Genomic DNA, 25,044 nt, shown 5'->3' on the forward strand with positions numbered 1-25,044 from the left:
CTTCCCTTACTTCAGGTTCTTGCTGACGATGGAGGCCATTTCATCAGCGGTGGTGATCACCTTGGAATTCATTTCGTAAGCGCGCTGGGCCGAGATCAGCTCGGTGATTTCCTTCACCGGGTCGACGTTCGAAGATTCCAGATAGCCCTGCTTCATGTAAGCGAAACCTTCCTCATCGGGATTGCCGATGACGGCTTCGCCGGAGGCCGGCGTTTCCTGGAAGAGATTGTCGCCGAGTGGCTGGAGACCCGCCTCGTTGACGAAGTCGGCAAGCGTCAACTGACCGAGTACGGTCGCATCCGTCGCACCCGGCAGCTTGGCTGAAACCTGGCCGGAGCGGCTGATCGTCAGCTCGGTCGAGCCCGTCGGAATAGTGATGCCGGGAAGGACCTCATAACCATCGATGGTGACGAGCTGGCCCTGGTCGTTCTTGTTGAAGGCGCCGGCGCGGCTGTAAAGCGTCGTACCGTCGGTCGACTGGATCTGGAAGAAGCCCTTGCCGATCAGCGCCACGTCGAGATCGTTGCCGGTCTGGGTCAGTTCGCCCTGGAGATGCAGGTTGCGGACCGCCGAGGTCTGGACGCCGAGGCCGATATTGGCACCTTCCGGAACGACGGCCTGGTTGGCGCGGTTGGCGACACCCTTGGCACGTTCGGTCTGGTAGAGAAGATCCGAGAATTCGGCGCGGGCGCGCTTGAAACCCGTCGTATTGATGTTCGCGATATTGTTCGCGATGACTTCCAGATTGGTCTGCTGGGCATCCATACCCGTTGCTGCGATGGCGAGCGCTCTCATGTGTTCGTCCTCAAATCAGTTACATCTGCATCTTGGTGACTTCGAGAAAGGCCGAGACGACCTTGTCGCGGATGGCAATCGCGGTCTGCAGCGTCTGCTCGGCCTGGAGCATGGAATCGACGACTTCACGCGTCGTCGCTGTGCCCTTGATACCGGCAAAGGACATGCTTTCCGCACCCTTCAGGCTGTTGACCGCATCGCTCGCCATGTTGCCCATGATAGAGGCGAAGCTCATGCCATTGGCCGCACCTGCGGTGCCCGGCATGGTGGCGACAGAGGACGAGGCGGAATTTTCGGTGTCGACGGCGCCAAGCGCACGGGTCATCGACAGGTTGCTGACATTCTGGACGCTGCTGATCATTGATTATTGGCTCTTCAGGAGGTCGATCGTGGAGGAGATGAGATCGCGGGTCTGTTTGATGGTCTGCAGATTGGCGTCATACGAGCGATTGGCTTCGCGCATGTCGGCCATCTCGACCAGGATGTTGACGTTCGGCAGTTTGACGACACCCTTCTTGTCCGCAGCCGGATTGCTGGGATCGAATTCAGTGCTGAAATCGCCTTCGTCGACGCCGACCTTCTTGACGCCGACGGTCTCTACGTCGTTGGTGCGATCCATCTGCTGGCCGAAGGTGATCGTCTTGCGGCGATAGGGATCGGCGCCGGGCGTGTCGCCGGTCGAGCGGGCGTTGGCGATGTTTTCCGAGACGATGCGTAACCGCGTCGACTGCGCCTCGAGCCCGGAACCGGCGATTTTCATTGCTGCTGAAAGCGGATCCATGACTTTACCTTCTGACGGTCATCAACATCATGCGATTGAAGGAACTGACCAGCGAGGTGTTCAGATCGTACTGGCGCTTGATATCGCCCGACTTGGAAAGCTCCTCGGCCAAACCGACCGTATTGCCGGATTCCTGGACGCCGATTTCCTGGTCGAGTGCGGCCTCCTTGACGTCGATATCGCCGCTGTTGCTGAAATCGTTACCGCTGAGATGCGCCGGATTGGTGCGCGCCATGGCGATGTCGGACTTGTCGAGCACAGCGTCAAAGGGCGTGACGTCCTTGGCGTGGAACTTCGGGGTATTGGCATTCGCGATGTTGCCGGCAACAACCTGCTGACGGATCGTCAGCCATTCCGCCTGTCGCGAAGCCAAGTCGAAAAGTTGGATTGGTTGCATGAAACTCTCCGTTTTTACTGTCCCGAACCTAGTGCGGTAATCTTGCGTGGGACTTACGGGAATTCAGGCTTCGAGACGCTTTTCTGCGAACGCCGCCGCGATCAAAAGAACAGGGGCTCCGGCCGGTTCGCGGCGGAGCCCCTGTTGCCTGGCTTTGCGGACAGATTCAGTTGTTCTGGTAGGTCTCGCCCTTGGAGGTGACGATCACCCATTTGCCGTCGCGCTGCTCGAGTGTCGCAAGGCGGCTCTCGTCGGGCAGGATCGAGCCGACGCGCACCACATACATGCCGGAGGGATCCTCGATCAGCGCCCGGCCGTTGGAGACGTGCAGCAGGCGAAAAGAAGACTTCCCGGGGAAGGGCTGTTCCTCCAATATGGGGCCGCCATCGCGCTCCTTGCCGAGATCAGACACCGTTGCGGTCGTCAGCGGATCGATCGGCGGGGCCTTCTTGTCTCCCTCGTTCTTGTTGACCATGGCAAGCGGCGAGACGCTGAAGACGTTGCGGGCCGGCCAATCCGGCAGTTCGCRCGAATTGCTGCTGGTGGCAACGTTGATGCCGAACTTGTCCGCGTTGAAGAATACGTACCAGGGGAAAAAAGCGGAGGCGCCGGCGAGCGCCAGGCCGCTGAAGGTCAGCAGCCGATCCAGGATGACGGTTTTCCTGCGCTGCTTCAGGGAAGCGATGCGTTCGTCGTCGAATTCAGCCACGTCTAGCCTCTCCTCTGAATGGGTGCGCCCTGATTGCCCATACCGGCTGCGGCCTTGAGCGCGCCGGCGAGATCGGCGAAGGCATCGAGCGAGTCGCGATCGCCCGGAGACTGTTTCAGAACGTCGTAAATGATCGGCACCTGCTTGATCGCCATGTCGAGATCGGGGTCGGCACCCTGGCGGTAACCGCCGATCATGCGCAGGTCGCGCGTCTCTTCGAAACGATGGATCAGCACCTTCAGCCGCGACACCAGCTTTTCCTGATCCGGCGTCCAGGCCTTGCGGGCAAGACGCGAGATCGAGGCGAGCGGATCGATCGGAGGATAACGCCCTTCTTCGGCGAGACTGCGCTGCAGGACAATATGACCGTCGAGGATGCCGCGCGTCGAATCGGCAATCGGGTCGTTGTGATTGTCGCCGTCGACAAGGATCGAGATGATCGCCGTGATGGTGCCGGTGCCCTCGGGGCCGGGGCCGGCGCGTTCCAGCAAGCGCGGCAGCTCGGTGAAGACGGAAGCGGGATAGCCGCGCGCGATCGGCGGCTCGCCGGAGGCGGTCGCCACCTCGCGGATCGCATGGGCGAAACGCGTGACACTGTCGACGATGAAGAGAACGTTCTCGCCCTTGTCGCGGAAATGTTCGGCGATGGTGACGGCCGTCAGCGGCGCCATCTTGCGCAGCATCGGGCTCTCATCGCTGGTTGCGACGACGGCGATCGCCTTCCTCATATTGCTGCCGAGCGTATCCTCGATGAATTCGCGCACCTCGCGGCCGCGTTCGCCGACGAGCGCAATGACAACCTTGTCGAAAGCATCGGCGCGGGCGAGCATGGACAGAAGTGTCGACTTGCCAACACCGGAGCCGGCGAAGATGCCGAGGCGCTGCCCGAGGCAGAGCGGCGAGAAGATGTCGATCGCGCGCACGCCGGTCTTGAAGCCAGTCTCGACACGCTTGCGGGTCATCGAGGGCGGCGCGGTATTGGAGATCGAGCGGCGATCGAGCCCCTCGGTGATCGGACCCAGCCCGTCGATCGGCTCGCCGAGCGAGTTGACGGTGCGCCCGCACCAGCTGTCCGACGGAGAAATGCGGAAGGCGCCTTTGCGGATCACGGTATCGTGGATGCCGATCGGCTCGCCGGGTTCGATCGGGCAGACATAGATCAGTTCCGGTTCGACGCGCACAACTTCGCCGAGATGGATGCCGGTCGCGGATTTATGGGCCACGAACTCGCCGAGACGAACATGGCGGGAGAGACCGTGAACCGTGTAGTGGCCGGCGGCGATGGTCTGCACGCGACCGCCATGGGCAACCGCAAACTCCGGCGATGCGTATCGGTCGACGAGGCCAGCCAGATGCGCCAGCTTCGGGGAAAGGCCGTCCTCAGACAGTAGCGTGGTGCTCATGCTTCAACTTTCGCCCTAAGATACGTCGCGTGCAGCTTGCTGGATGCAACGTATTTTTGGTCTTTGTTCTTGTGCATGTCGTCCTCCCAAAACCGCCGGACACTTTTGGGCGACATTCATTAGCGGCTGCCCCCAAGTGTCTGGACGGCTTCCTTGAAGGAATCTTCGCTGTCGCGCATCAGCGACGAGACGCTTTCGAAGGCGCGGTTGACTTCGATCAGCTGGGTGATCTCACGCATGGCGTTGACGTTGGAGTTTTCGAGATAACCCTGCTCGACACCGACATTGAAGCGGTCGACGACGGCGCGCGGCTGGTCGGTGGTCATGATGCCGCTGTTTTCGTAGCGTAGGTAACCCTTGCTGATATCGGCCTCAAACAGGCCGAGGGAGCCGACCTGGCGACCGCCCTGATAGATGATGCCGTCGGTGCCGACGGCGGGCTCGCCCCCTTTGGTGTTGAGCTGGATCGGGGCACCGCCAGCATCAAGAACCGGATATCCCCGGATCGAAACAAGTTCGCCGGTTTCCTTGATCGTGAAGCGGCCATCCCTCGTCACCACGCGGCCGGCCGGCGTATCGAGCGAAAACCAGGCATCACCCTTGATGGCGAAATCGAGCATGTTGCCGGTGTGCTGCAGTTCGCCGTTTCCCTCGTTCAGATAGTCGTTGCCCTGGGAAACGAAGGCGACCTTGGTGTTCAGCTTGTTCTTGGTATTCGCCACCATCTCGTCGAACTTCACCTCAGTGGCGCGAAAACCGGTCGTATTCACGTTCGCCATGTTGTCTGCGATGGTGTTCAGACGCTTTTCGAGGGCCATCTGCGACGACAGAGAAACATAAAGACCGGATTGCATGTCGGTAAGCTCCAAGCATTGGCGATGAACGGGACGAAAAGCCGGGCGTCGTCTGATGTGGTTCGGCCGGGATTTCGCTGAGGCGGCATCTCAGAAACGGGTGCGGGCACCCATTCGTCTCCTTTAGACTGACGGCAGATGCTTGCGCGAAGCTGGCACGCGGAAATGCCTTGCGATCGGGCCTTTCATCAGCCTCACGCAAGGCAGAAACCCTATCCGTCTCAAAGAAAAGCAACGTTCAGATTGGGCTGACGATGAATATCATTATCGGATTTATAGTGACTTGCGGCTGTATCGTCGGCAGCTTCATGGCGATGGGCGGCGAAGTAGACGCGCTGTTCCAGCCCTTCGAATTCCTCATCATCGGCGGCGCCGGCCTCGGCAGCTTCATCATGGCGAACCCGATGAAGGTGGTGAAGGATTCCGGCAAGGCGCTCAGCGAAGCCTTCAGGCACGCCGTGCCGAAGGAGCGCAACTATCTCGACACGCTCGGCGTGCTCTATTCGCTGATGCGCGACCTGCGCACCAAGTCGCGAAACGAAATCGAAGCCCATATCGACAATCCGGCCGAATCGACGATCTTCCAGTCGGCTCCGACGGTTCTGAAGAACAAGGAGCTGACGGCGTTCATCTGCGACTACGTACGCCTGATCATCATCGGCAACGCCCGCAGCCACGAGATCGAGGCGCTGATGGACGAAGAGCTCAACACCATCATGCACGACAAGATGAAGCCCTACCACTCGATCCAGATCATGAGCGATTCCTTCCCGGCGATCGGCATCGTTGCGGCGGTTCTCGGCGTCATCAAGGCGATGGCCCACATCAACGATTCGCCCGAAGTGCTCGGCCACCTGATCGGCTCGGCGCTCGTCGGCACCTTCCTCGGCATTCTCTTGTCCTACTGCGTCTGCTCGCCGCTGGTCTCCCAGATCAAGGTCGTGCGCAACAAGCAGCACCGCCTCTACGTCATCGTCAAGCAGACGCTGCTTGCCTATATGAACGGCTCGGTGCCGCAGGTCGCGCTCGAATACGGCCGCAAGACGATCTCGGCTTACGAGCGTCCGTCCATCGATGCGGTCGAGCAGGAAATGATGAACCCAGGTGGCGAAAACAAGGCGGCTTAAATGACTATGAGCAATGCTTCGCATGATAAACCGGCAATGGATCCTGCCCTCCTCGCCAAGCTGACAGGCGGGCTTGGCGACAGAGGCAGAGTCGCCAAGATCTGCAGCTCCTTCGGGGAAATCTACAGCGAATTCTTTCCCGACGTCATCAAAAGCGAGACCGGCCTCGACGTGACGGTCAATTATCTCGGCTGCGAGATTGGCTACAAGAACCACCTCATCGAAGACCTGAGCGCGAACGTCACACTCGTCGACGCGACGCTGCGCAACTGGTCGCAGAACATTACGCTTGCCTGCGGCAACGGCTTCGTCATCACGCTGATGGAGCATCTGCTCGGCGCCACAGCCGATACGATCGAGGAACCGGCCGACCGGCTGCTGTCGATCATCGAGCTCGATCTGGCGGTCATGGTCTTCGACAAGATCGCCAAGGTGCTGCGCTCGGCCGTCAACGCGCCGGGCGGTTTCGAACCGAGCCTTTCGGCCCCGCACGCCCATGACATGCGCGCCCGGCCGCAGGAGGATCGTCCGGATGAATTCGCGGCCGCCATCAACATGTCGATCACGCTTGCCGGCATCGTTTCGGAATTTTCGTTGATCGTTCCGCAGACGGCTCTGCTCAAGACCAAGGTGACGCCGCCGAAGCCGAAACGCCAGGCCAGCAGCAACTCAGCGGAATGGACCGAACAGCTCGGCGACCAGGTCCGCCGCTCACATGTCACGCTCGAGGCCAAGATCAGGCTGCAGGACTTGACGCTGCGGACAATATCGAAGCTGATGGTCGGCGACGTCATTCCGTTCCGCGATCACGGCGATGTGCGCGTCGAGGTCAGCGCCAACAGCAAGGAATTGTATGTGTGCGAGTTCGGGCGTTCAGGCGAAAATTACATGGTCCGCGTCAAGGATACGATGAACTCGGATGACGAACTCATCCGTCATTTAATGAATTAATCGGTTCTCTGGCTTTTGGGCTGCAAAGGCAGTTTGAGGCAAGTTTCAACTGGAATAGTGATTTCATGGCTACGAAGAAAACACAGCAGAACAGTGACCTCTCCCAGGATCTTCCGGGCAGCGAAGCCGATCTCGACCAGGCGATCGAYGATCTGCGCGGCGTGCTGAAGCAGGATGCCGACGGCGACCTGTCGCAGTTTGGCGGCGACCTGCAGAGCGACCCCTTCGCAGCAGGAACGGACCTGGCGGCCTTTGGCGGCGAGACTTCGGAAACCCCCTTTGGCAGCGACGATTTCGGCGGCGACTTCGGCGGCGGCGATGCCAGCCCGGCTGCCGGCATGGATTTCGGCAGCAGCTCCTCCTTCGAGGCGTCGCCGGCCCCGCTCGGCAGCGCTTTGAATTCCAACTTCGACCTGATCATGGACATCCCGATCGACGTCCAGATCATGCTCGGCACCAGCCGGATGCAGGTCTCCGGCCTGATGAACCTCAATGAAGGGGCAACGATCGCCCTCGACAAGAAGATCGGCGAACCGGTCGAGATCATGGTGAATGGCCGCAGGATTGCCCGCGGCGAGATTACGGTGCTTGATAACGACGACACGCGATTCGGTGTGAAACTGATAGAAGTTTTGAGTACGAAAAAAGCCTGATCCCTGTGTGGGACGGAGAGGTTAGACCATGATGGACTTTGACGATTTCGGCGGCGCGCTAGCCGGGAAACCGTTGACCCAGGCTGAAAAGGCAGCGGCTGTTCTTCTCGCTATGGGAAAGGGAGTCGCCGGCCGGCTGTTGAAATATTTCACCCAGGCCGAACTGCAGACCATTATCTCTTCCGCCCAGTCGCTGCGCGCCATTCCGCCGGACGAGCTGCTGTTGCTCGTCTCCGAATTCGAAGACCTCTTCACCGAGGGCGCCGGACTGATGGACAATGCCAAGGCGATCGAGGCCATTCTGGAAGAAGGCCTGACGCCCGACGAGGTCGACAGCCTGCTCGGCCGCCGCACGGCATTCCAGGCCTACGAAACTTCGATCTGGGATCGCCTCAGCGAGGCGGAGCCGACATTCGTCGCACAGTTCCTACTGCGCGAACATCCGCAGACCGTCGCCTATATTCTTTCGATGATGCCCTCCTCCTTCGGCGCCAAGGTGCTGCTGCAGCTACCCGACAACCGCCGCGCCGACATCATGAACAGAACGGTCAACATGAAGGCGGTCAGCCCGAAGGCTGCGCAGATCATCGAAAACCAGGTCATGACGCTGCTTGCCGAGGTCGAGGCAGAGCGCAATRCGGCCGGTTCGACGAAGGTCGCCGATCTGATGAACGAACTCGACAAGCCGCAGGTCGACACGCTGCTCACCTCCCTCGAATCGATCAGCCGCGAGTCGGTCAACAAGGTTCGCCCGAAGATCTTCCTGTTCGAGGACCTCATGTACATGCCGCAGCGCAGCCGCGTCATGCTGCTCAACGACATCTCGACGGATGTGCTCACCGTCGCGCTGCGTGGGTCGCCGCCCGAGATCCGCGAATCGGTTCTCTCCGCCATCAGCCCACGCCAGCGCCGCATGATCGAATCGGATCTGCAGAGCGGCATGGGCGGCGTCAATCCGCGCGAGATCGCGATTGCCCGCCGCGCCGTGGCACAGGAAGCGATTCGCCTGGCCAATTCCGGCCAGATCGAGCTCAAGGAAAAGGAAGGCGACGCTTCGGCGGCCGCCTAAAGCGCGTCGCGATCTTTCAGATTCGCTCCTCACGCTTTAGGTCTCTATTTTACGCATGTCGTTGTCGCAAAACCGCTGCACACTTTTGCGCGACATGCTTTGGCTCTTCGAGACTGTTGACAAATCCGGCATGCCGAAAGGCCGCTGTTGATCGCCGTGCCACAGGCGGCTACCCTTCCCGCAACAGGCTGCGCTCTAAAGCGCGTCGCATAGAACTCGGTTCGTGCGACGCGCTTTAGGTCTTTGTTTGATGCGTGTCGTCATCCCAAAGCCGCTGCACGTTTTTGGGCGACATGCATTAGCTGCGGCCTATTTCTTTGACGGAGGGCCGCGACTTGGCAGACGATGACAAGGACAGCAAAACAGAAGCCCCAACCGCGAAAAAGCAAACCGATGCCGCGGAAAAGGGCAACGTGCCGTTTTCGCGCGAACTTTCGATCTTTGCGACGATCCTCGCTACCTTCATTTACCTCGTATTCTTCCTTCCCGACAGCGTCGGACGCATGAGTGAAACGCTGCGCGACATCTTCGAACAGCCCGACCAATGGAAGATCGAGACGGGGCCGGATGTCCTGGCCCTGTTCGGGCGGCTCGGCTGGGCAAGTGCGGCCCTGCTGGCGCCCGCGTTCATCCTGTTTATGGTGTTCGGCGTTGCCTCCTCCGTCTTCCAGAACCTGCCGACACCGGTGCTCGAACGCATCCGCCCGCAGGCCTCGCGTATCTCGCCGATCAAAGGCTGGTCGCGGCTCTTCAGCTTGCCCGGCCTCGTCGAATTCGGCAAATCGCTGTTCAAGGTGGTCATCGTCGGGGTGATCCTGTTCTTCGTGCTCAGGAGCGAATATTTCAGCTCGATCGACGCGATGTTCTCCGATCCGCAGACAATTCTCGTGCGCATGATGGCGGCGATGCGCAAGATCATCATCGTCATGCTGATCGCCACTGCGATCGTTGCAATCGCCGATCTTTTCTGGACGCGCCATCACTGGTTCACCGAGCTGAAGATGACGCGGCACGAGATAAAGGAAGAAAACAAGCAGGCGCAGGGCGACCCCTTCGTCAAGAGCCGGCAGCGCTCGCTGATGCGCGACCGGGCACGCCGGCGCATGATCGCCAACGTGCACCGTGCAACGCTGGTCATTGCCAACCCGACGCACTATGCGGTGGCGCTGCGTTACGCGCGTGAAGAGAACGACGCGCCGGTGGTGCTGGCCAAGGGTCAGGACCTCATCGCGCTCAAAATCAGGGAGATCGCCGAGAAGAACGGCATACCGGTGTTCGAAGATCCGCCCCTTGCGCGCTCCATGTTTGCGCAAGTCTCGATCGATAGTGTCATCCCGTCAGTCTTCTATAAGGCGGTTGCGGAGCTCATCCACCGGGTCTACGCTGCAGACGCCAAGAACAAACGGGTCAGATAAGCCGAATGAAAAAATGCCCTCACTCTACCCAGCGTGAAAAGATCCTCGCAGACGCGATCAGCCCGGTCGCCACTGAACTGCGCCTTCTGGATGCTTCTGACCTTATTTCACTGCTGCGCTTCGAGTATTACGGCAACCTTTCCGATCTCGTCGCTTCGGCGGCGGAGCTTTTCTTTCATCCAGGCACGGTGAATTTCGGCCTGGGCGGCAATTATACTCTGGAATGGGGCGGCAAGCCCGAAGTCGTTCTCGATCTGGAAATCAAGCCACGCGGCGTCACCGTCTACGCACAGCTCACCCTTGCCGAAGACCACGCCGGCATCGAGATCAATCATATCGCTTTCCAGGATCCCTCGGCCGATCCCGACGAGAACACCATCTTCCTCAAAAAGAGCCTTCGGGAAGCGCGCTACAGCGTGAACCAGCCGCCTCAGGCGCTGGCCGGCTGACTTTCTTCAAGGGAATCGCGCTTTCATTCGCTTTGGACTGCAAGTAAAGCGTTGCAGCGTTGCGCGTCTGTAAAGACGCGCGGCGATGTAACGGACCCTACGCGCGCGTTCAGCTGATATAGCCGAGCCGGATCGCCTTGGCGATCGCCTGAATACGGTTGACGGAATCGAGCTTGACGGTCGCCGAACCGAGATAGGCGTTCACGGTGTGCACGGACAGGCCGAGCTTGTCGGCGATCTCTTCGCTGATGCGGCCGTCGCCGGCAAGCTGCAGACAGGCGATCTCGCGCTCGCTGAGCGCCTCGGCGGCAGCCGAGCGGCGTTCGTCGAGCGAGAGCAGATCCATCATGATATGGCAGCAGCGACCGTGCAGCTCGACGATGGTATCGCTCGAGGGATCGAGCTCATCGCCGGTGAAAAGGATGAAACCATTGCCGACGGCGCCGAGCCGCACCGGAAAGGCAAGGCCGGAGAAAGGCAGAATACCGTCCTGCAGCCGCGTCATGAACGGCGCGAAGTCCGCCGGACCGGGTGCCGCACGGTCGTAACCGCCGGCCCATGACAGCGGCAGCAGCGATTTGTCGATATGGTCGAGAAGAATATCGCCATAAGCATCCGTGAAGGCCTTGCCGAAACCGGCATTGGAAGACCCCCAGTTCTCGAGCTCGCAGACAAGCCGCTGCTTTGCCGGAATGCCCGAGCCGCTGACGCGGAAGATTGCGAACCCTTGCGCATCGGCGAGCTTCTGCATCGCGATCAGCCGCGGAAAAAGATCGGACCGGCTGGAAATCCTGCTCACACGCACCATGCGCAGTTGCTCAGCACTGCTCATGGTCCTGCCTGATGGATACCCCATAGATCCCCCTATACGAGATTATTGCGGACGGCGAAGGCAATGGCCTCGGACCGGGTCTTGGTCGCCGTCTTGCGCATCACGCTGGTGATGTAGTTGTTGATGGTATTGCGAGAGATTCCGAGGATCATCGCGATCTCGTCGCTGGTCTTGCCCTCAGCGATCCAGAACAGGCATTCCAGCTCGCGGTCGGTCAATTCGAAATCGCGATCGACCTTCGTACCACCGCAGCGAAGGAAGCTCGCGACATAACCTGCAAGCAGGCCAACATCGCGCAGGCGCTCCGGTGAAAGGATGAACCCCTCGCCGAACAGGAACATGAGAGCCAGCCGCGATCGGCCGACGTTGAAGGTCACCGAACAATATTGGCGGCTGGCGCCGTCCGGAACTTCGGCACTGTCAGGCAGAAGAGCAAAATTCGGCTGGAAAACCTGCATGCATTTTTCCAACTCGGTCGAGCGGGCATAACCGCGGACCAGATCATTGGCGATATCCCTGACCAGGTCGAAGGGCCAGTCCGACGAGACGATGAAATCAAGGCCACTTTCCTGGAGGAGATCGCAGCGCGCCAGAAGGTAGTGCGAAGCACCCACGTAGTCCGTCAATGCGCGCAAGCCAGACTGCAACCTGCCGGTGCTAGCGACACCGTGGAGGCGATGGAGCAGCTCATCGCGTGGCAACAGATCCGGCACCACCGCACTCGCGAAATTCGCCATCTGCCTCTCGCCTTTGCTCGCCTGAATTACATTCATATCCATTGGCAATGTCCTGCGGCTGAGAAACGATCGAACTCGGTGCAACAGCAATTTTTCTGTAAGGGATTCAATTCAAGTCCCGCTCGAATCCCATTTCGAATCACCTAAGGGTAAGCCAGCCGATGCAAATCACCATCTCCGACTTCTAGGGATTTACTTTCGCTGTCGCCAATGCACTGATTCGATCACCCGTTCCAGCCTTCAAGATATAGGGAGGCTAAGGTGATTCTGGCGGTATCGCAACTTGCTTCGCGTTTTACGCGAGTCGATCTCATCATTTCTCCCTACAGCCGCATTTCGGTGCTCGGGTCTATCGTCTTATTCGAATTCCAGGCCCTGATTGTCGTGCCTAGTCTCTCGCAGCTCCCGTCACGGCTTTTCAGCAATGCGCGGTTAGGGAATCAAGCTTCGGTACCAACGTAAAAAAGGCCGGTTGCCCGGCCTTTCCTTTACGCTGCGTCGTCGATCGCCCATTTCCTGAGGATTTTCGCGGCGCGTTCCTCGTTGATCTCGACCATCCGGGAAAGCTTGCGTTCCGGGCCTTCCTTGACGCGCCGATTGAAGTTTCCATCGTCGTCGCCGAGACTGAGCAGGTCCTCGGTACTGTCGAAGCCGAAATCGGACCCGAAGCCGTCCATGAGAGCGCCCCCGGCAGCTCCTGATGCAGGCGCGAAGTCCGGAAGCTCGAGGCCGGCCGCTTCCGGCGTGGCGTCGCCGAAAGCCGTAGAGCTGCCGTTACCGCTGACGCTGCGCACCAGAGGCCGCAGGCCCATCCAGACGACCACGAAGGCGACCGCGACAAAGGCGAGCGAGTTGATGATGCCGGCAAGGTTGCGGCTCAGCATGTCCATGACGCGGACACCACTGGTGGCGTCTTCGAGCAGCTGGTTCTCGAGGAAGTCCATGGCCGTGACGGTGACGACGTCGCCGCGCTTGGCGTCGATGCCGGACGCCGAAGCGACGATCTTCTGCATTTCGGCAAGATAGGCATCGACCTTGGTCTGGTCGGCGGGTTCTCCGACCATCTTGGCGATGCGGCCCTTGTTGACCACCACGGCGATCGAAAGCTTCTCGACCTTGTAGCTGTTGCGGGTCGTCGCCGTCGTCTTGCTGTTGATTTCGTAGTTGGTCTGCTCTTCGCGCTTGTCGGATTTGTCCTGCGATTCAGGCCCGGCGGAACCGCCGGCCTCAGGGGCCGCCTGCGGAATGTTCTGCTCGACCGTCGTCGCGCTATCGGACTGCTTCTGCTGCGACTGCTGGGCTTCCTTCGTCGAGCGGACCGAACGTTCGACCTTGGATTCTGGATCGTAGGTCGTTTCCTGGATCTGCTGGGCGTCGGTGTTGAGATCGGCGGTGACGCTGGAGCGGAAGTTGTCCATGCCGAGGAAGGGTGCCAGCGCCTTGTCGATGTTGGATTCGACTTCCTGCTGAACGTTCTGGACGATGTTGAGCGAACGATTCAGCGAGCTGTTGCTCGCCTCGTCGCCGGAAGCGAGCAGCTGGCCGGCGGAATCGAGGATGGTCACGTCATCGACGTCAAGCCCCGGCACGGCCGAGGCGACGAGGTGGCGGATCGAGGTCGCTGCGCTGCGTCCAGTTGTGGCGCTGGCGCGAATCATGACGGAGGCAGTCGGTTTCTGCTCCGCCTTCCGGAAGTTTCCGACCTCCGGCATGACGATATGGACGCGTGCGGCCGTTATACCCGAGATCGACTGGATGGTGCGGGCGATTTCGCCTTCCAGAGCGCGAACCCGCGTCACCTCCTGCATGAAGGAGGTCAGGCCGAGGGAGCCGACATTGTCGAAGAGTTCGTAACCGGCGTTGGCGCTGTTCGGTAGGCCGCGCTCGGCAAGCATCAGCCGGGCCTTGCCCGTCATCCCCGCGGGAACGCTGATGCTGGAGCCGTCCGTGCCGACCTGGAAATCGACGTTGGCTTCGGCAAGCGCCATGCTGATCTGGTTGAGATCCGGCGAGTCCAGACCGACGTAGAGCGTTTCCTGTGCCGGCTTGTTGACGAAAAGGGCGGCCGCAAGGACGATTGCGATGGAGACGGCACCGACGCCTCCAAGAATCATCAGGCGCGTTCGGCCCAAGGCGCCGAAGTTCTTAAATATCTGAACTAATTGATTTAACAGATTCATTCTGTTCTCGCACGATCCGTCAAAGACAAAGCAGGCTTATTGCCTCATCTGACGAATAGTCGGCGAAACTTGTGCGAGCGTTTCGTGAAGCGCGTGCGGGCCGAAAAGACCCTAGAAGAAATCGAAGTCGCCGGCTGCCTTGCTCAATGGCTGGGAATGGCCGTGGCGTGTGGCGCCGCCCAATGCCTTCTGCATCTCTGCCAACTTGACGAGGCTGAGCGCGGTTGCGACGTCGACTGCCCAGCCGTGCGGGATTTCGCCGGTGATGGTATCGATAAATTCGGCAAGGCCGCGCGATTTCTGCACGGCCAGATCAATGCCCTGCATGACCTTCATGGCATCCGGCGAATTCAGGATTTCGGCGCCGCCGATTTCGAGAAGCTGCGGCTCGATGCGCTCGATGAGGTAGGCGACATCGTGCAGTTCGGACACGATGCGCATCAGGATGTCGCTCAGCGCTTCGACAGGCGCAGGCGGCTCCATCACCGGGTTAAATGTCATATGAAAATCCTCGCCATCAAAAAAATTCGATACTGGTTTCGACGGGCTTCTGCGGAGCGGCGGGGCGCTGCTCGAGAGCGACGGTTCTCTGCGTTTCGGCGCCGGTCAGGGGGTATTGCCGGGCACGACCGGAGACCGGCCAATATTCAAGCTTGCGTCCATGCTCTCCGCCGGTGCTGGAACCGACCACCGGAATGCCTTCATCCCTCAGGAACTGCACGGCGAAGGCCGCGTTCTGCTCACCGACATTGGAGAATGTCGAGATCGTCTTCGCGCCGCCGAAGATCTTTGCCTCCAGCCGGTCGCGCCGGGCGCCCTGCTTCAGGAGACCGTTGATCAGCAGTTCCATCAGATGCACGCCGTACCGCGTGGCATCGCCACCTGAAGTCGGCGACGTCGCCGAACCGGGCAGCAAAAAGTGGTTCATGCCGCCGACACCGGCGACAGGATCTCTGAGGCACGCAGCCACGCACGAACCGAGAATGGTCGAGAGGACCGCATTCGGATCGTTCAGAACCTTGTACTCGCCCTGAATGATATGCACGCGGCGGGCTGCCCCCTCAGTGATCATTTCAGGGCTCCAAACACGGCTTCGATGGCCGCTTTCATCTTCTCGATCGTGAACGGCTTGGCGAGCACGTTGTTGGCGCCGAGCTGGGCCGCCTTCTGCACCAGTGCGCGGTCGCCCTGGGCGGTGAGGATGATGAAGGCCGCCTTCTTGGTGTTCGGGTTGGTGCGCACGGCCTGAAGGAAGCCGATGCCATCCATCTTCGGCATGTTGAAATCCGAGATCACCAGGTGGTGCGGCTGCTCGGCCATGATCTTCATGCCCTGCTCGCCGTCGCCGGCCGACGTGATCTGCTTGAAACCGAGCTGGGTCAGCGCATCGCTGAGCAGCAACCGGCTCGTTACCTGATCATCGACGATCAGAACTTTGATTTTCTCCGCGATCGACATTTATTCGGTCCCTTCCTTTCGGGCGGCTGTCATTTTCAATATTTCTTCACCGATGGCAGACAGCGGAAGCTGCTGCTCAACGGCGCCAAGTTCGTGAGCAACCCTTGGCATTCCGTAAACGACACAGGTTTTTTCGTTCTGGCCGAGCGTTCTGGCGCCGGCGTGGCGCATTTTCAACAATCCAGCGGCGCCATCGCGGCCCATGCCGGTCAAAATCACGCCGACAGCGTTGCGGCCCGCCAGTTCCGCGACCGAATCGAAAAGTACGTCCACCGAGGGGCGGTGACCGTTGACCGGCGCCCGATCAATGAGACGGCAGCACGGCGCCGAGGCACCACTGACCTGCAGATGACGCTCGCCGCCGGGCGCCAGATAGATCTTGCCGATTTCGAGACGGGCACCATCGGTCGCTTCCTGCACCACCGGCGCACAGAGGCGGTTCAGCCGTTCGGCGAAGCTCTTGGTGAMGGTCGGCGGCATATGCTGGGTGATGACGGTCGGCGGGCAATTCGCCGGGAATTTCTGCAGCACGGCAATCAGCGCCTCGACGCCGCCGGTCGACGAGCCGATCGCGACGATCTTGCGGCCGACGCGGAAATCGGCGACCGAGGGCGGTGGCACGGMGGCAACAGGCTGGGAATACTGGCGTTGCGTGCGCGCGGCGGCCTTGACCTTCTCGGCGAGGTCGCCGAAGGGCCTGAGTTCGCCCGGCCCCGGCTTGCCGACGCAGTCGAACGCGCCGATCTCCAGCGCCGCAAGCGTCGCCTCGGCGCCGCGATGGGTCATTGTGGATACCATGATCACCGGCATCGGACGCAGCGTCATGATCTTTTCGAGAAAATCGAGACCATTCATGTTCGGCATCTCGATGTCGAGCGTCAGGACGTCGGGATTCAGCCGCTTGATTGCCTCGCGCGCCTCCAACGCGTCGCCGGCCTGGCCGATGACGTTGACCTCGGGGTCGGAACTCAGCACAGCGGTGATCAGGCCCCGCATCGTCGGGGAGTCGTCAACAACAAGAACCCTTGCCGGAGCGCTCATGCCTTCCTCCCGAGACCTTTGGCCGTATAGCGATAGGTCGTGATGCCGATATTGTCGAAGACGTGTTTTGCCTCACCCGAAACACGCTCGGAATGGCCGATATAGAGGTGACCGCCTTCCGGCAACAGGCCGGCGAAACGCTGCCAGATCTTCATCTGCGTCGGCTCATCGAAATAGATGACGACGTTGCGGCAGAAGATGACGTCGAACTTGCCCTTGAACGGCCATTGCGCCATCAGGTTCAGCTCGTTGTAGGTGATCAGCCGCTTGACGCGGTCGTCGACCTGGAATTTCCTGCGGCCCTGTATCTCGACTTCGCTGAACCATTGTTTGCGCATGGCAGGCGATACGGTTTCGAGCGCGCTCTCGTCATAGGCGCCAGCCCGGGCGATCGCGAGGATCTTCGGGTCGATGTCGGTTGCCAGGATCTTGAAGTCGTAGTCCGCGACATTCGGCATCAGCGACAGCACCGTCAGCGCGATCGAATAGGGTTCCTGCCCATCGGAGGAGGCGGCCGACCAGATGCGCACTCTGCCGCCCGATCTCGCCCGCTGCAGAAGTTCCGGCAGGACATGGTCGCGCAGGTGGTCGAAATGGTGGTTCTCGCGGAAGAAACGGGTAAAATTGGTGGTCAGGTGCGAAAGCATCTCGCGGCGCGGCGCGGCGCCGGCCGGTGAAGCGACGAGGTCGCAATATTCCCGAAAGCCGGACAAACCGAGATTGCGGATGTGCTTCGAAAGACGCGAATAGACGAGCGACGCCTTCGTCTCGTTGAGGAAGATGCCGGCATCCGAATAGATCATTGCGGCGATCTCCGTGAGGTCGCGGCGCGTCAGCGGATATTCTCCGCTCGCCAGGACCTCGTCGGATCCCTGTCTCTGATCTTTTGCGCCCATTACACTCATGCGGCTTCGCTTTCGGTCTCTGGAAAGAGGGATTCGAGTTCGATCAGGCAGATCATGCGCTTCTCGATCGCGAGAACGCCGCGGGCAAATTGACGCTCGAGCTCGGAGGAGATTTCGGGCGTCGGCTGGATGGTTTCGTCGGTCACCGTCAGGATATCGGAAACGGCGTCGACCAGGAGGCCAACGACCTTACGCCGGACCTGGGCGACGATGATGACATGACGGGCGGTCGGATCGGCCGGCTTCATGCCGAGCCGGGCCGCAAGATCGATGATCGGCAGCACCGCGCCGCGCAGGTTGATGACACCCAGCATATAGGTCGGCGAATGCGGCATCGCGGTCGCCGGGGTCCAGCCCCGGATTTCGCGAACCGACATGATGTTCACGCAAAATTCCTGATCCCCGATGCGGAACGCGATCAGCTCGCGATCCCCCTCGTTCAGATTTTTTACAGTGTACGACATTCCCTTATCCCACCGCTGCTAGCGACATTTCCGCTTTCAGCGACTGGCCGCGCGAAGCGCCGACAACCGCATCGACATCGAGGATGAGAGCGACGCGGCCGTCACCGAGAATGGTGGCGGCGGCAATGCCCGGCACATGGGTATAGTTCGCTTCCAGGCTCTTGATGACCACCTGGCGCTGACCCTGGATGGCATCGACCATCAGAGCGCGCTGGCCGCCGCCTTCGGATTCCACCAGAAGCGCCACGCCCTCGACCGGATTGGCCTGGGTGGCGCGGAAGTTCAGGATGCGGCCGACATCGACCAGCGGGCAGAAGCTGTTGCGGATCGAGATCAGCCGGTGGTTGGCACCGAAGGAGTGGATCGCGGCAGCTTCCGGCTGCAGGGTTTCGACGATCGCGGTCAGCGGCACGACCAGCGTCTGGCCGGCGACGGTGACCACCATGCCGTCGAGGACGGCGAGCGTCAGCGGCAGGCTCATGGTGAAGACCGAGCCGTGGCCAGGCTTCGAGGTGATGTTGATGCGGCCGCCGAGCGCCTGGATCGAGCGCTTGACGACGTCCATGCCAACGCCGCGGCCGGAGATGTCGGAGATCTTGTCGGCCGTCGAGAAACCCGGCAGGAAGATCAGGTTGTCGATTTCCTCGTCCGACAGATTGGAATCGGCCGGGATGAGGTCGTTGTCGATCGCCTTCTGGCGGACCTTCTCGCGGTTGATGCCGGCGCCGTCGTCGGCAAGCTCGATCAGGATGCGTCCCGAACGATGCTTGGCGGTGAGGCGGACAGTGCCTTCGGTGTTCTTCCCGGCTGCGGCACGCTTTTCGGGCGTTTCGATGCCGTGGTCGACGGCGTTGCGGATCATGTGGGTCAGCGGCTCGGCCAGCTTGTCGATGACCGTCTTGTCGACTTCAGTGTTTTCACCTTCGGTGATCAGGCGGATCGACTTGCCGGTCATGTCGGCGATTTCGCGGACGATACGCGACATGCGCTGGAAGACCGGCTTTACCGGCTGCGCGCGGATCGCCATGACCGAGTCCTGAATCTCGCGGGTGAGCTGCTGCAGCTCCTCGAGGCCCATATTGATCGAGGAGGTGCCGGTCGTGTCATTCTCGATGACGCTCTGCGACAGCATCGCCTGGTTGATGACCAATTCGCCGACGAGGTTGATCAGGCGGTCGACACGGTCGAGATCGACGCGGATCGTCTGGCCGGCGCCAGCGGCATTGTTCTGGGCGGCAGCACTTGCTGCGGCCGCTGCGGCGGCGGCCGATTCCTTCTTCTCGACGCGGGCGGCGACCATCTGCGTGACGTTGGAGGCGGTCTCCGCGGCGGCAACGGCGGCGGCCGTCTCTTCGGCGCGCGCGTCTGAGGCGGAAACCTCTTCCGTTGCGCCCGTTTCGTCCAGGATCGACAGATCGAAGGGAACCGGCACCATCGGCAGTTCGTCGTTGCTGGTCGCGTCGGCCCTTGCTTCTTCGACCGGCTTCACCGTCAGTTCGCAATCCCACTCGGCGAATTCGAAGACGGTGCGAATGGCGTCCTCGCCCTTGTCCGTCTTGATCGTGACGTTCCAGAAGAAATAAGCGCCTTCCGGATCGAGTTCCTCGAGGCCCGGCAGGTCATCCGTGTTGCAATAGATCGTCATTTCACCGAGGCGCGAGAGGTCACGCAGCAGCAGGGTGGCGTCATTGCCCTTGGAATAGAGTTCGTAGCGCGGCTTGAAGATGACTTCATAGGTCGGCATGTCGCCCGCATCGCCCTCGCCGCCGAAATCGTCGAAGGAAAAGGGGACTGGCTGGAAGCCGCTGTCGTCCGTCGGCTTGGGGGTCGGCGCCGGAGCGGCCTTTGCGGCGGCCCTCGGCGCAGGCGCCTCGACTGAGGCCGAGGGAGACGGCATCTCACCGTTGGCCAGCGCCTCGAGCTCCTTGACGAGGCCGCGGCTGCGGCTTTCATCGWCACTGCCGCCGTCGCGCGCAGCGTTCGTCAGGTCGGCGAGCACGTCGGCCGACTTCAGCATCACCTTCAGGACATCCTGGTTCGGCTCAAGCTTGTTGGATCGAACGCAATCGAGAGTGGTCTCGAAGACATGGGCGAAGGCCACCAGATCGTCAAGGCCGAAGGCGCCGGCGCCACCCTTGATCGAATGCACGGCACGGAACACCGCATTGACGGTTTCCGGATCGCGATCGCCATCATTCATTTTCAGAAGACCGGATTCCAGCTCGGCGAGCTGTTCCTCGCACTCCTGGAAAAAGATCTCTTTGATTTCGTTCATATCCATAGGAGCAAATCCTGGGTTTAAGCGGTTACACGCTCAATGGCATCGATCAGCTTGGCCGGGTCAAAAGGCTTGACGATCCAGCCCGTGGCACCGGCCTGGCGGGCACGGTTCTTCTTTTCCGCGTCGCTTTCGGTGGTCAGAACCAGGATCGGGATCGCCCGATATTTCTCGTTGCGGCGAACACCTTCGATGAAGCCGAAACCATCGAGGCGCGGCATGTTGATGTCGGTCACGATGACGTCAGGATTGGACTCTTCGAGAACCTCGAGGCCCTCGATGCCGTCTTCCGCCTGGATCGTCTCGAAGCCGGCATTGTTCAGCGTCACGAGAAGCATGTTTCGGATGGTGCGGGAATCATCCACGGTCAGCACTTTTTTCTTCATTGCCGAATCTCCTTGGCAAGCAGGTGGTCAATATTGACGCCAACCAGCTGCATGGTTTTCTGAAATGCGTCGGACACCTTGGAGAAGGTGAACGGCTGCTTGTCCTGCTCCCAGGTCTTCTCGGCGGACATCAGAACCTGGGCGCAAAGAGCACCGATCCGTTCAACGCCGGAAGCGTCTATCGAAAGACCGCTACCCCTGAGAGAGAGGAGTTTATCGCGCAAGGCGGAAGCCTCGTTGAGGTCGAGCACCGCTGTCAAATCCAGCGTCTTGCCACTCTTCTTTGCTGCCATCAGCTTTTCCTTGTCCCCTTATCCCCGGCCCGAGAAGACGAGCTGAGGCGATCATCCGATAGGTTAGTAAACATTCCGCCCACCTCCGACGCTTGCGAAGGGCTGCGGAAGGCCAAAATCGTCATTTTCGTATCCGTCCTCGGTGAGTGCCGGACGGGCGGCGACCTCGATGGCGCGCGGCGGCGTCACGCGAACCGGCGCAGGGCGCCCGGCAGTCGCGTTTTCCCGGGCGATGCGGAATTCGCGAATCGTCTGGCCGAGCTCGAGAATGACGGTGTGGAGGTGGTCGGCGCCTTCAGCCGAACGCTCCGCAAGGCCGGCACTGTCMGCCACCTCGCCACCCAGGCCCTTGACGTCTGATGTCACGCTGTCGAGGCTTGCGGCATGTTCGCCGGTTCGGGTGGCGATGCCGGCGATGGCGGCGTTGATGTCGGTGACCTGACGTACGATGCTGCCGATCGAATCCTGTGTGCGGCCGACCATCTGCACGCCGGCATCGACCTGCGCCTTGGTCGTCGTCACCAGCGTCTTGATCTCGCGGGCGGCCTCGGCCGAGCGCTGGGCAAGGGCGCGGACTTCCTGGGCGACGACGGCAAAACCGCGGCCGGAATCGCCGGCGCGAGCAGCTTCGATGCCGGCATTCAGCGCCAGGAGATTGGTCTGGAAGGCGATCTCGTCGATCGCACCGATGATCTGGCCGATCTTTTCGGCCGACTGCTCGATATCGGCCATGGCGCTGATCGCGCGGCCGACGACCTCGCCGCTTTCCTCGACCGCAGCGCGCGTCGTGGCGGCCGCTTGTTCGGCAGCGCGGCTGTCGGCGGCGCCATCGCGGACGCTACCGGCGATGCCGGCAAGGGCCGCGGCGGAAAGCTGCAGCCGGTCGGCCTGGCCAGAAGCCGTGCCAGCAAACTGCCGCGACAGACCGGCAAGCGAGCCCGTCGCCGCTTCGGCCTTGACCGTGCGCTCGGTAATGGCGGTGAACTCGGCCTGGAGGCCATCCAATGCACCGTTCAGCGCGACGGCGATCCCGCCATAGGCGCCATCGCCGTCGACAGGCGCGCGTCGCGTCAGGTCGCGTGCGGACAGGCCTTCGATGACATCGCCGAAGATCCGGGCGATCTCGGCCTCGTTGTCGGCGCGCTGATCGGCGAGCGCGCGCTGCTCCCCGGCGCGCAGCGCATTGAAGCGGAGCGAGACGGCAATTTCCACATCGACCATGACGATGCGGATGATCGCTGTCATCAGATCGGAGATTTCGCGGGTCCGGCGTTTGGCCGACGGCAGCAGCGGACGGCCGGCGATCTGCTCGGCAAGGCCGGAAACGACATGTTCCAGCATGACGCCATGGCCGGCCACGTGCCAGCGCGGGTCGAGGCCCATCTTGCTTTCAGTATCGGAGAGAACCTTGACGCGCTCGGCATAGAGGCTGTCGAACCGCGCATCCGTCAGCACGTCCCAATGCGAGGACTGCAGATCGTGCAGGCGCTCGACCTGGCGCTCGCTCTCGAAATTGCGCGAGGCGTCGGGGAATGACTGGAACCTGTGGAAGAGATCCCTGAGGCCTGCCTTCAGATGTGCTTCGAGGGCCGGCCGGTTGCGGCGCACCAGCTCGCACTGGTCGGCATCGAGACCGGCAAAGCGCAGACGGTCGCGCAAGCTACCTGCCTGCGCGCCACGAGCCTGATCTGATGGCATGTCCTGCCTCAACGCCTGTCCCCAACCACTTTCCGGGCGAACGCCCGGCCAAAAACTTGCGCAGCATCCGTTGAACGCGAAGCGTTGAGACGGTCCTCACCACCGGTTACAACCGGCGGATCGAGCCCCCTGATCAGCTATGTTTCGGAGCTGTCTGAAGAGATGGATACCGGATCAACCCGGTACGGCGGGACGGCGTCATGCCTGGTGGGAACGAGTGCATCTTCCCATTCCGACGTGTAAACCAATGTTTATGGTTAATTCCTTGCTTGAAGGTTAATAAGCCTTTCGCGGTGCAGGCTTTTGAAGCAATTCAAGGCCGTTCACAACAAATACTGCTGCGGAGTTGCACGGCTGCTACAAGGCACACGCAAGCTCCGTGTTATATGCCGGTCGATAACCAAGACATGACGTCGACAAGGACAGAGCAATGATTGTTCTCGGATTGGGTTCCTGCTTGATTGCAATGACGCTGCTTGCCGCCGTCGCCCGTCTCGATTTTCTCGCTGCAAACCGCGATCTCCGCGCACTTCGGGTGTTCTAAAGCGCGTCGCGATCTTTCAGAAACGCTCTTCGCGCTTTATTTTACATTTACGCATGTCGGTACCGCAGCTGCACAGTTTTGCGCGACATGCTTTAGACTGATCTCCACCCTTCCCCGTTGGCAGTCCGGCACCTTTGGTGTATCGCACTCGCGCCTTTCATGTCAGCGGAACTATCGGTTCATGTCCCCCAGATCTGGTCTCCTCATCGTTCTTGGCTTCACGCTCTGGCGCGTCGTCACGCTCAATTTCGATGCGACGGACCTTTTCGTCGACGAGGCGCAGTACTGGTTCTGGTCGCAGAATCTCGATCTCGGCTATTATTCCAAGCCGCCAATGATTGCCTGGGTGATCCGGGCGATGACCGAGCTTTCCGGCTCCAACGCCATCTACTGGATCAGGCTGCTCGGACCGCTGATCCACATGGCGGCGGCACTGGTGCTGATGAAGACGGCAAAACGTTTCGTCGGGCCGGAGATCGAAGGCTGGACGGGCGCCACCTACATCACGCTCCCCGGCGTCGCGCTTTCTTCGGTGTTCTTCTCGACCGACGTGATCCTGCTATTCTTCATCGCGATCGCGCTGCTTGCCTATTTCGGCCTGACGCAGCGACGCTCGGTCGGGCTGGCGCTCGTCATGGGCCTTAGCGTCGGCCTCGCCTTCCTGACGAAATATGCCGTGCTGTTCGTCGTTCCGGGCGGCGCGCTTGCCCTCCTCCTCATTCCGGCGGCACGCATCGCCATCCGGGATTTCATCATCGCGGTCGCGGTCGCGGCGGTCGTCGCCTTGCCGAACCTCTGGTGGAACCTGCAGCACGACAACACAACGGTGCGGCATACGCAGGATATTGCCCATTGGAGCGAACTCGGTATCAGTGTCCGCCGCGGGCTTGAATTTTTCTCCGCCCAGTTCGGCGTCGTCGGGCCGATCATCTTCTTTGCAATGCTCTGGGCGGTCTATCGCATGATCAAGGGTAGGAGCGACGATCGGGAAAAGATGCTGGTCTGGCTGTCGATGCCGGTGGTGGTGCTGATCACGCTGCAGGCAACGGTCGCCAAGGCCTATGCCAACTGGGCGGTCACTGCCTATGTCGCAGGCACCATCCTTGCCGTCTGGCTGCTTTCCCTGAAGTGGCCGAAGGGGCTCAGGTCGTCGCTGACCATCAACGGCATCGCCAGCCTGCTCTTTCCGCTGGCGACGATCTTTCCGCATCAGTTGCTGCTGCCGAACGGCGACGCGCTGATGAAGCGCTATCTCGGCCGTGCCGAAGTCAGCCGCGAGGCGGCCGCTCTCGCAGCTCAGGCGGGCACGGACATCATCGTCACCGACAATCGCGACATGGTCGCCGATCTTTTCTATACGCTCCGCGATACATCCTACCGGATCTATGCGCGGGCGCCCGCAGGCCTTCCGAAGAGCTATTACGAGCAGGAATTCGCTCTGCCGGCCGACATCACCGGCAAGGTGGTTTTCCTGACGGACGGACCCTTCACCTGCGCCACCGAGACGCCCGAGGTACTGAAGAACTGGCAGCCGACGGAAGGCAACTACAAGGGCAAGGCGCTTTCAGCCTACAAGGTCTCTGCCGCCTGCCTGGCGCCTGAGCCGGTTCAGCCTGCCCGATGAC

The 25,044-nt window shown here is 60.8% G+C and carries 27 protein-coding genes; 7 read left to right on the top strand and 20 right to left on the bottom strand.

Going from position 1 to position 25,044, the window contains the following annotated elements:
• Positions 1-6: 6 nt before the first annotated feature.
• From flgG to flgF, 7 genes are all read right to left on the bottom strand, one after another.
• Complete coding sequence (gene flgG, locus AC1ECN_RS03020; protein ID WP_018072568.1) at positions 7-795, bottom strand: flagellar basal-body rod protein FlgG; 789 nt, start codon at positions 793-795, stop codon at positions 7-9.
• 19 nt (positions 796-814) lie between these two features.
• Positions 815-1,156 (bottom strand): flagellar hook-basal body complex protein FliE, encoded by a 342-nt coding sequence (gene fliE, locus AC1ECN_RS03025; RefSeq protein ID WP_018072567.1) that lies wholly within the window; start codon positions 1,154-1,156, stop codon positions 815-817.
• 3 nt (positions 1,157-1,159) lie between these two features.
• Positions 1,160-1,576, bottom strand: coding sequence for a flagellar basal body rod protein FlgC (gene flgC / locus AC1ECN_RS03030; RefSeq protein ID WP_018072566.1), 417 nt, complete (start codon positions 1,574-1,576; stop codon positions 1,160-1,162).
• 4 nt (positions 1,577-1,580) lie between these two features.
• Complete coding sequence (flgB, locus tag AC1ECN_RS03035; protein WP_018072565.1) at positions 1,581-1,973, bottom strand: flagellar basal body rod protein FlgB; 393 nt, start codon at positions 1,971-1,973, stop codon at positions 1,581-1,583.
• A 166-nt stretch (positions 1,974-2,139) separates the two neighbouring features.
• On the bottom strand, positions 2,140-2,682 hold the full coding sequence (locus AC1ECN_RS03040; RefSeq protein WP_477952160.1) for a flagellar protein: 543 nt from the start codon (positions 2,680-2,682) through the stop codon (positions 2,140-2,142).
• A 2-nt stretch (positions 2,683-2,684) separates the two neighbouring features.
• Positions 2,685-4,085 (bottom strand): flagellar protein export ATPase FliI, encoded by a 1,401-nt coding sequence (gene fliI / locus AC1ECN_RS03045; RefSeq protein ID WP_018072563.1) that lies wholly within the window; start codon positions 4,083-4,085, stop codon positions 2,685-2,687.
• A gap of 119 nt (positions 4,086-4,204) precedes the next feature.
• Entirely contained in the window at positions 4,205-4,939 is a 735-nt protein-coding gene (gene flgF / locus AC1ECN_RS03050) for a flagellar basal-body rod protein FlgF (RefSeq protein WP_130671960.1), read from the bottom strand.
• A 254-nt stretch (positions 4,940-5,193) separates the two neighbouring features.
• Between flgF and motA the strand changes: the two genes are divergently transcribed.
• From motA to AC1ECN_RS03080, 6 genes are all read left to right on the top strand, one after another.
• Positions 5,194-6,066 carry a flagellar motor stator protein MotA gene (motA, locus tag AC1ECN_RS03055; RefSeq protein ID WP_003556508.1) on the top strand — a complete coding sequence of 291 codons (873 nt, stop codon included), beginning with the start codon at positions 5,194-5,196 and terminating at the stop codon, positions 6,064-6,066.
• Positions 6,067-7,017, top strand: a complete 951-nt coding sequence (locus AC1ECN_RS03060; RefSeq protein ID WP_018072562.1) for a FliM/FliN family flagellar motor switch protein — start codon at positions 6,067-6,069, stop codon at positions 7,015-7,017. It abuts the gene before it with no gap.
• A gap of 65 nt (positions 7,018-7,082) precedes the next feature.
• On the top strand, positions 7,083-7,670 hold the full coding sequence (gene fliN, locus AC1ECN_RS03065) for a flagellar motor switch protein FliN (protein WP_018072561.1): 588 nt from the start codon (positions 7,083-7,085) through the stop codon (positions 7,668-7,670).
• Positions 7,671-7,698: 28 nt separating this feature from the next.
• Entirely contained in the window at positions 7,699-8,739 is a 1,041-nt protein-coding gene (gene fliG / locus AC1ECN_RS03070; protein ID WP_477952164.1) for a flagellar motor switch protein FliG, read from the top strand.
• Between the two features lie 335 nt (positions 8,740-9,074).
• Positions 9,075-10,154 (top strand): flagellar biosynthesis protein FlhB, encoded by a 1,080-nt coding sequence (gene flhB / locus AC1ECN_RS03075; protein WP_024320945.1) that lies wholly within the window; start codon positions 9,075-9,077, stop codon positions 10,152-10,154.
• Between the two features lie 5 nt (positions 10,155-10,159).
• Positions 10,160-10,603 carry a hypothetical protein gene (locus AC1ECN_RS03080; RefSeq protein WP_018072559.1) on the top strand — a complete coding sequence of 148 codons (444 nt, stop codon included), beginning with the start codon at positions 10,160-10,162 and terminating at the stop codon, positions 10,601-10,603.
• Between the two features lie 109 nt (positions 10,604-10,712).
• Here AC1ECN_RS03080 and visR read toward each other — a convergent pair whose 3' ends face one another.
• From visR to AC1ECN_RS03145, 13 genes are all read right to left on the bottom strand, one after another.
• Positions 10,713-11,459: a transcriptional regulator VisR gene (gene visR, locus AC1ECN_RS03085; RefSeq protein WP_130671959.1), complete on the bottom strand. Its 747-nt coding sequence runs from the start codon at positions 11,457-11,459 to the stop codon at positions 10,713-10,715.
• Positions 11,460-11,467: 8 nt separating this feature from the next.
• Positions 11,468-12,214: a transcriptional regulator VisN gene (gene visN, locus AC1ECN_RS03090; protein WP_026238486.1), complete on the bottom strand. Its 747-nt coding sequence runs from the start codon at positions 12,212-12,214 to the stop codon at positions 11,468-11,470.
• 446 nt (positions 12,215-12,660) lie between these two features.
• Complete coding sequence (gene fliF, locus AC1ECN_RS03095; RefSeq protein ID WP_130671958.1) at positions 12,661-14,352, bottom strand: flagellar basal-body MS-ring/collar protein FliF; 1,692 nt, start codon at positions 14,350-14,352, stop codon at positions 12,661-12,663.
• Positions 14,353-14,463: 111 nt separating this feature from the next.
• Positions 14,464-14,853 (bottom strand): chemotaxis protein CheT, encoded by a 390-nt coding sequence (gene cheT / locus AC1ECN_RS03100; protein WP_018072555.1) that lies wholly within the window; start codon positions 14,851-14,853, stop codon positions 14,464-14,466.
• Between the two features lie 16 nt (positions 14,854-14,869).
• Entirely contained in the window at positions 14,870-15,424 is a 555-nt protein-coding gene (gene cheD, locus AC1ECN_RS03105; protein WP_003545509.1) for a chemoreceptor glutamine deamidase CheD, read from the bottom strand.
• A complete protein-coding gene (locus AC1ECN_RS03110; RefSeq protein WP_003556488.1) occupies positions 15,421-15,810 on the bottom strand; it encodes a response regulator in 390 nt (129 codons plus the stop codon). The genes cheD and AC1ECN_RS03110 overlap by 4 nt, the downstream gene beginning before the upstream one ends.
• Positions 15,811-16,851 (bottom strand): protein-glutamate O-methylesterase CheB, encoded by a 1,041-nt coding sequence (gene cheB / locus AC1ECN_RS03115; protein WP_477952170.1) that lies wholly within the window; start codon positions 16,849-16,851, stop codon positions 15,811-15,813.
• Positions 16,848-17,756 carry a protein-glutamate O-methyltransferase CheR gene (gene cheR, locus AC1ECN_RS03120; RefSeq protein ID WP_017992932.1) on the bottom strand — a complete coding sequence of 303 codons (909 nt, stop codon included), beginning with the start codon at positions 17,754-17,756 and terminating at the stop codon, positions 16,848-16,850. The genes cheB and cheR overlap by 4 nt, the downstream gene beginning before the upstream one ends.
• Complete coding sequence (locus AC1ECN_RS03125) at positions 17,753-18,220, bottom strand: chemotaxis protein CheW (RefSeq protein WP_018072552.1); 468 nt, start codon at positions 18,218-18,220, stop codon at positions 17,753-17,755. The genes cheR and AC1ECN_RS03125 overlap by 4 nt, the downstream gene beginning before the upstream one ends.
• A gap of 4 nt (positions 18,221-18,224) precedes the next feature.
• On the bottom strand, positions 18,225-20,501 hold the full coding sequence (locus tag AC1ECN_RS03130; RefSeq protein WP_477952172.1) for a chemotaxis protein CheA: 2,277 nt from the start codon (positions 20,499-20,501) through the stop codon (positions 18,225-18,227).
• Positions 20,502-20,518: 17 nt separating this feature from the next.
• Complete coding sequence (gene cheY1, locus AC1ECN_RS03135) at positions 20,519-20,884, bottom strand: chemotaxis response regulator CheY1 (protein ID WP_003545492.1); 366 nt, start codon at positions 20,882-20,884, stop codon at positions 20,519-20,521.
• A complete protein-coding gene (locus tag AC1ECN_RS03140; RefSeq protein WP_003545491.1) occupies positions 20,881-21,177 on the bottom strand; it encodes an STAS domain-containing protein in 297 nt (98 codons plus the stop codon). Before AC1ECN_RS03140 ends, cheY1 begins: the two co-directional genes overlap by 4 nt.
• Before the next feature lie 63 nt (positions 21,178-21,240).
• Positions 21,241-22,875: a globin-coupled sensor protein gene (locus AC1ECN_RS03145; RefSeq protein ID WP_075224311.1), complete on the bottom strand. Its 1,635-nt coding sequence runs from the start codon at positions 22,873-22,875 to the stop codon at positions 21,241-21,243.
• 725 nt (positions 22,876-23,600) lie between these two features.
• Between AC1ECN_RS03145 and AC1ECN_RS03150 the strand changes: the two genes are divergently transcribed.
• Positions 23,601-25,043 (top strand): ArnT family glycosyltransferase, encoded by a 1,443-nt coding sequence (locus tag AC1ECN_RS03150; protein ID WP_130671957.1) that lies wholly within the window; start codon positions 23,601-23,603, stop codon positions 25,041-25,043.
• Position 25,044: the final 1 nt, after the last annotated feature.

The sequence above is a fragment of the Rhizobium sp. 01N447_2 genome, assembly GCF_056399245.1.

Excerpts from the sequence above, each read along its gene's own strand:
- flgG (WP_018072568.1), bottom strand. The coding sequence starts at position 795 with ATGAGAGCGCTCGCCATCGCAGCAACGGGTATGGATGCCCAGCAGACC.
- fliE (WP_018072567.1), bottom strand. The coding sequence starts at position 1,156 with ATGATCAGCAGCGTCCAGAATGTCAGCAACCTGTCGATGACCCGTGCG.
- flgC (WP_018072566.1), bottom strand. The coding sequence starts at position 1,576 with ATGGATCCGCTTTCAGCAGCAATGAAAATCGCCGGTTCCGGGCTCGAG.
- flgB (WP_018072565.1), bottom strand. The coding sequence starts at position 1,973 with ATGCAACCAATCCAACTTTTCGACTTGGCTTCGCGACAGGCGGAATGG.
- fliI (WP_018072563.1), bottom strand. The coding sequence starts at position 4,085 with ATGAGCACCACGCTACTGTCTGAGGACGGCCTTTCCCCGAAGCTGGCG.
- flgF (WP_130671960.1), bottom strand. The coding sequence starts at position 4,939 with ATGCAATCCGGTCTTTATGTTTCTCTGTCGTCGCAGATGGCCCTCGAA.
- motA (WP_003556508.1), top strand. The coding sequence starts at position 5,194 with ATGAATATCATTATCGGATTTATAGTGACTTGCGGCTGTATCGTCGGC.
- AC1ECN_RS03060 (WP_018072562.1), top strand. The coding sequence starts at position 6,067 with ATGACTATGAGCAATGCTTCGCATGATAAACCGGCAATGGATCCTGCC.
- AC1ECN_RS03080 (WP_018072559.1), top strand. The coding sequence starts at position 10,160 with ATGAAAAAATGCCCTCACTCTACCCAGCGTGAAAAGATCCTCGCAGAC.
- visR (WP_130671959.1), bottom strand. The coding sequence starts at position 11,459 with ATGGGGTATCCATCAGGCAGGACCATGAGCAGTGCTGAGCAACTGCGC.
- visN (WP_026238486.1), bottom strand. The coding sequence starts at position 12,214 with ATGGATATGAATGTAATTCAGGCGAGCAAAGGCGAGAGGCAGATGGCG.
- fliF (WP_130671958.1), bottom strand. The coding sequence starts at position 14,352 with ATGAATCTGTTAAATCAATTAGTTCAGATATTTAAGAACTTCGGCGCC.
- cheT (WP_018072555.1), bottom strand. The coding sequence starts at position 14,853 with ATGACATTTAACCCGGTGATGGAGCCGCCTGCGCCTGTCGAAGCGCTG.
- cheD (WP_003545509.1), bottom strand. The coding sequence starts at position 15,424 with ATGATCACTGAGGGGGCAGCCCGCCGCGTGCATATCATTCAGGGCGAG.
- AC1ECN_RS03110 (WP_003556488.1), bottom strand. The coding sequence starts at position 15,810 with ATGTCGATCGCGGAGAAAATCAAAGTTCTGATCGTCGATGATCAGGTA.
- cheR (WP_017992932.1), bottom strand. The coding sequence starts at position 17,756 with ATGAGTGTAATGGGCGCAAAAGATCAGAGACAGGGATCCGACGAGGTC.
- AC1ECN_RS03125 (WP_018072552.1), bottom strand. The coding sequence starts at position 18,220 with ATGTCGTACACTGTAAAAAATCTGAACGAGGGGGATCGCGAGCTGATC.
- cheY1 (WP_003545492.1), bottom strand. The coding sequence starts at position 20,884 with ATGAAGAAAAAAGTGCTGACCGTGGATGATTCCCGCACCATCCGAAAC.
- AC1ECN_RS03140 (WP_003545491.1), bottom strand. The coding sequence starts at position 21,177 with ATGGCAGCAAAGAAGAGTGGCAAGACGCTGGATTTGACAGCGGTGCTC.
- AC1ECN_RS03150 (WP_130671957.1), top strand. The coding sequence starts at position 23,601 with ATGTCCCCCAGATCTGGTCTCCTCATCGTTCTTGGCTTCACGCTCTGG.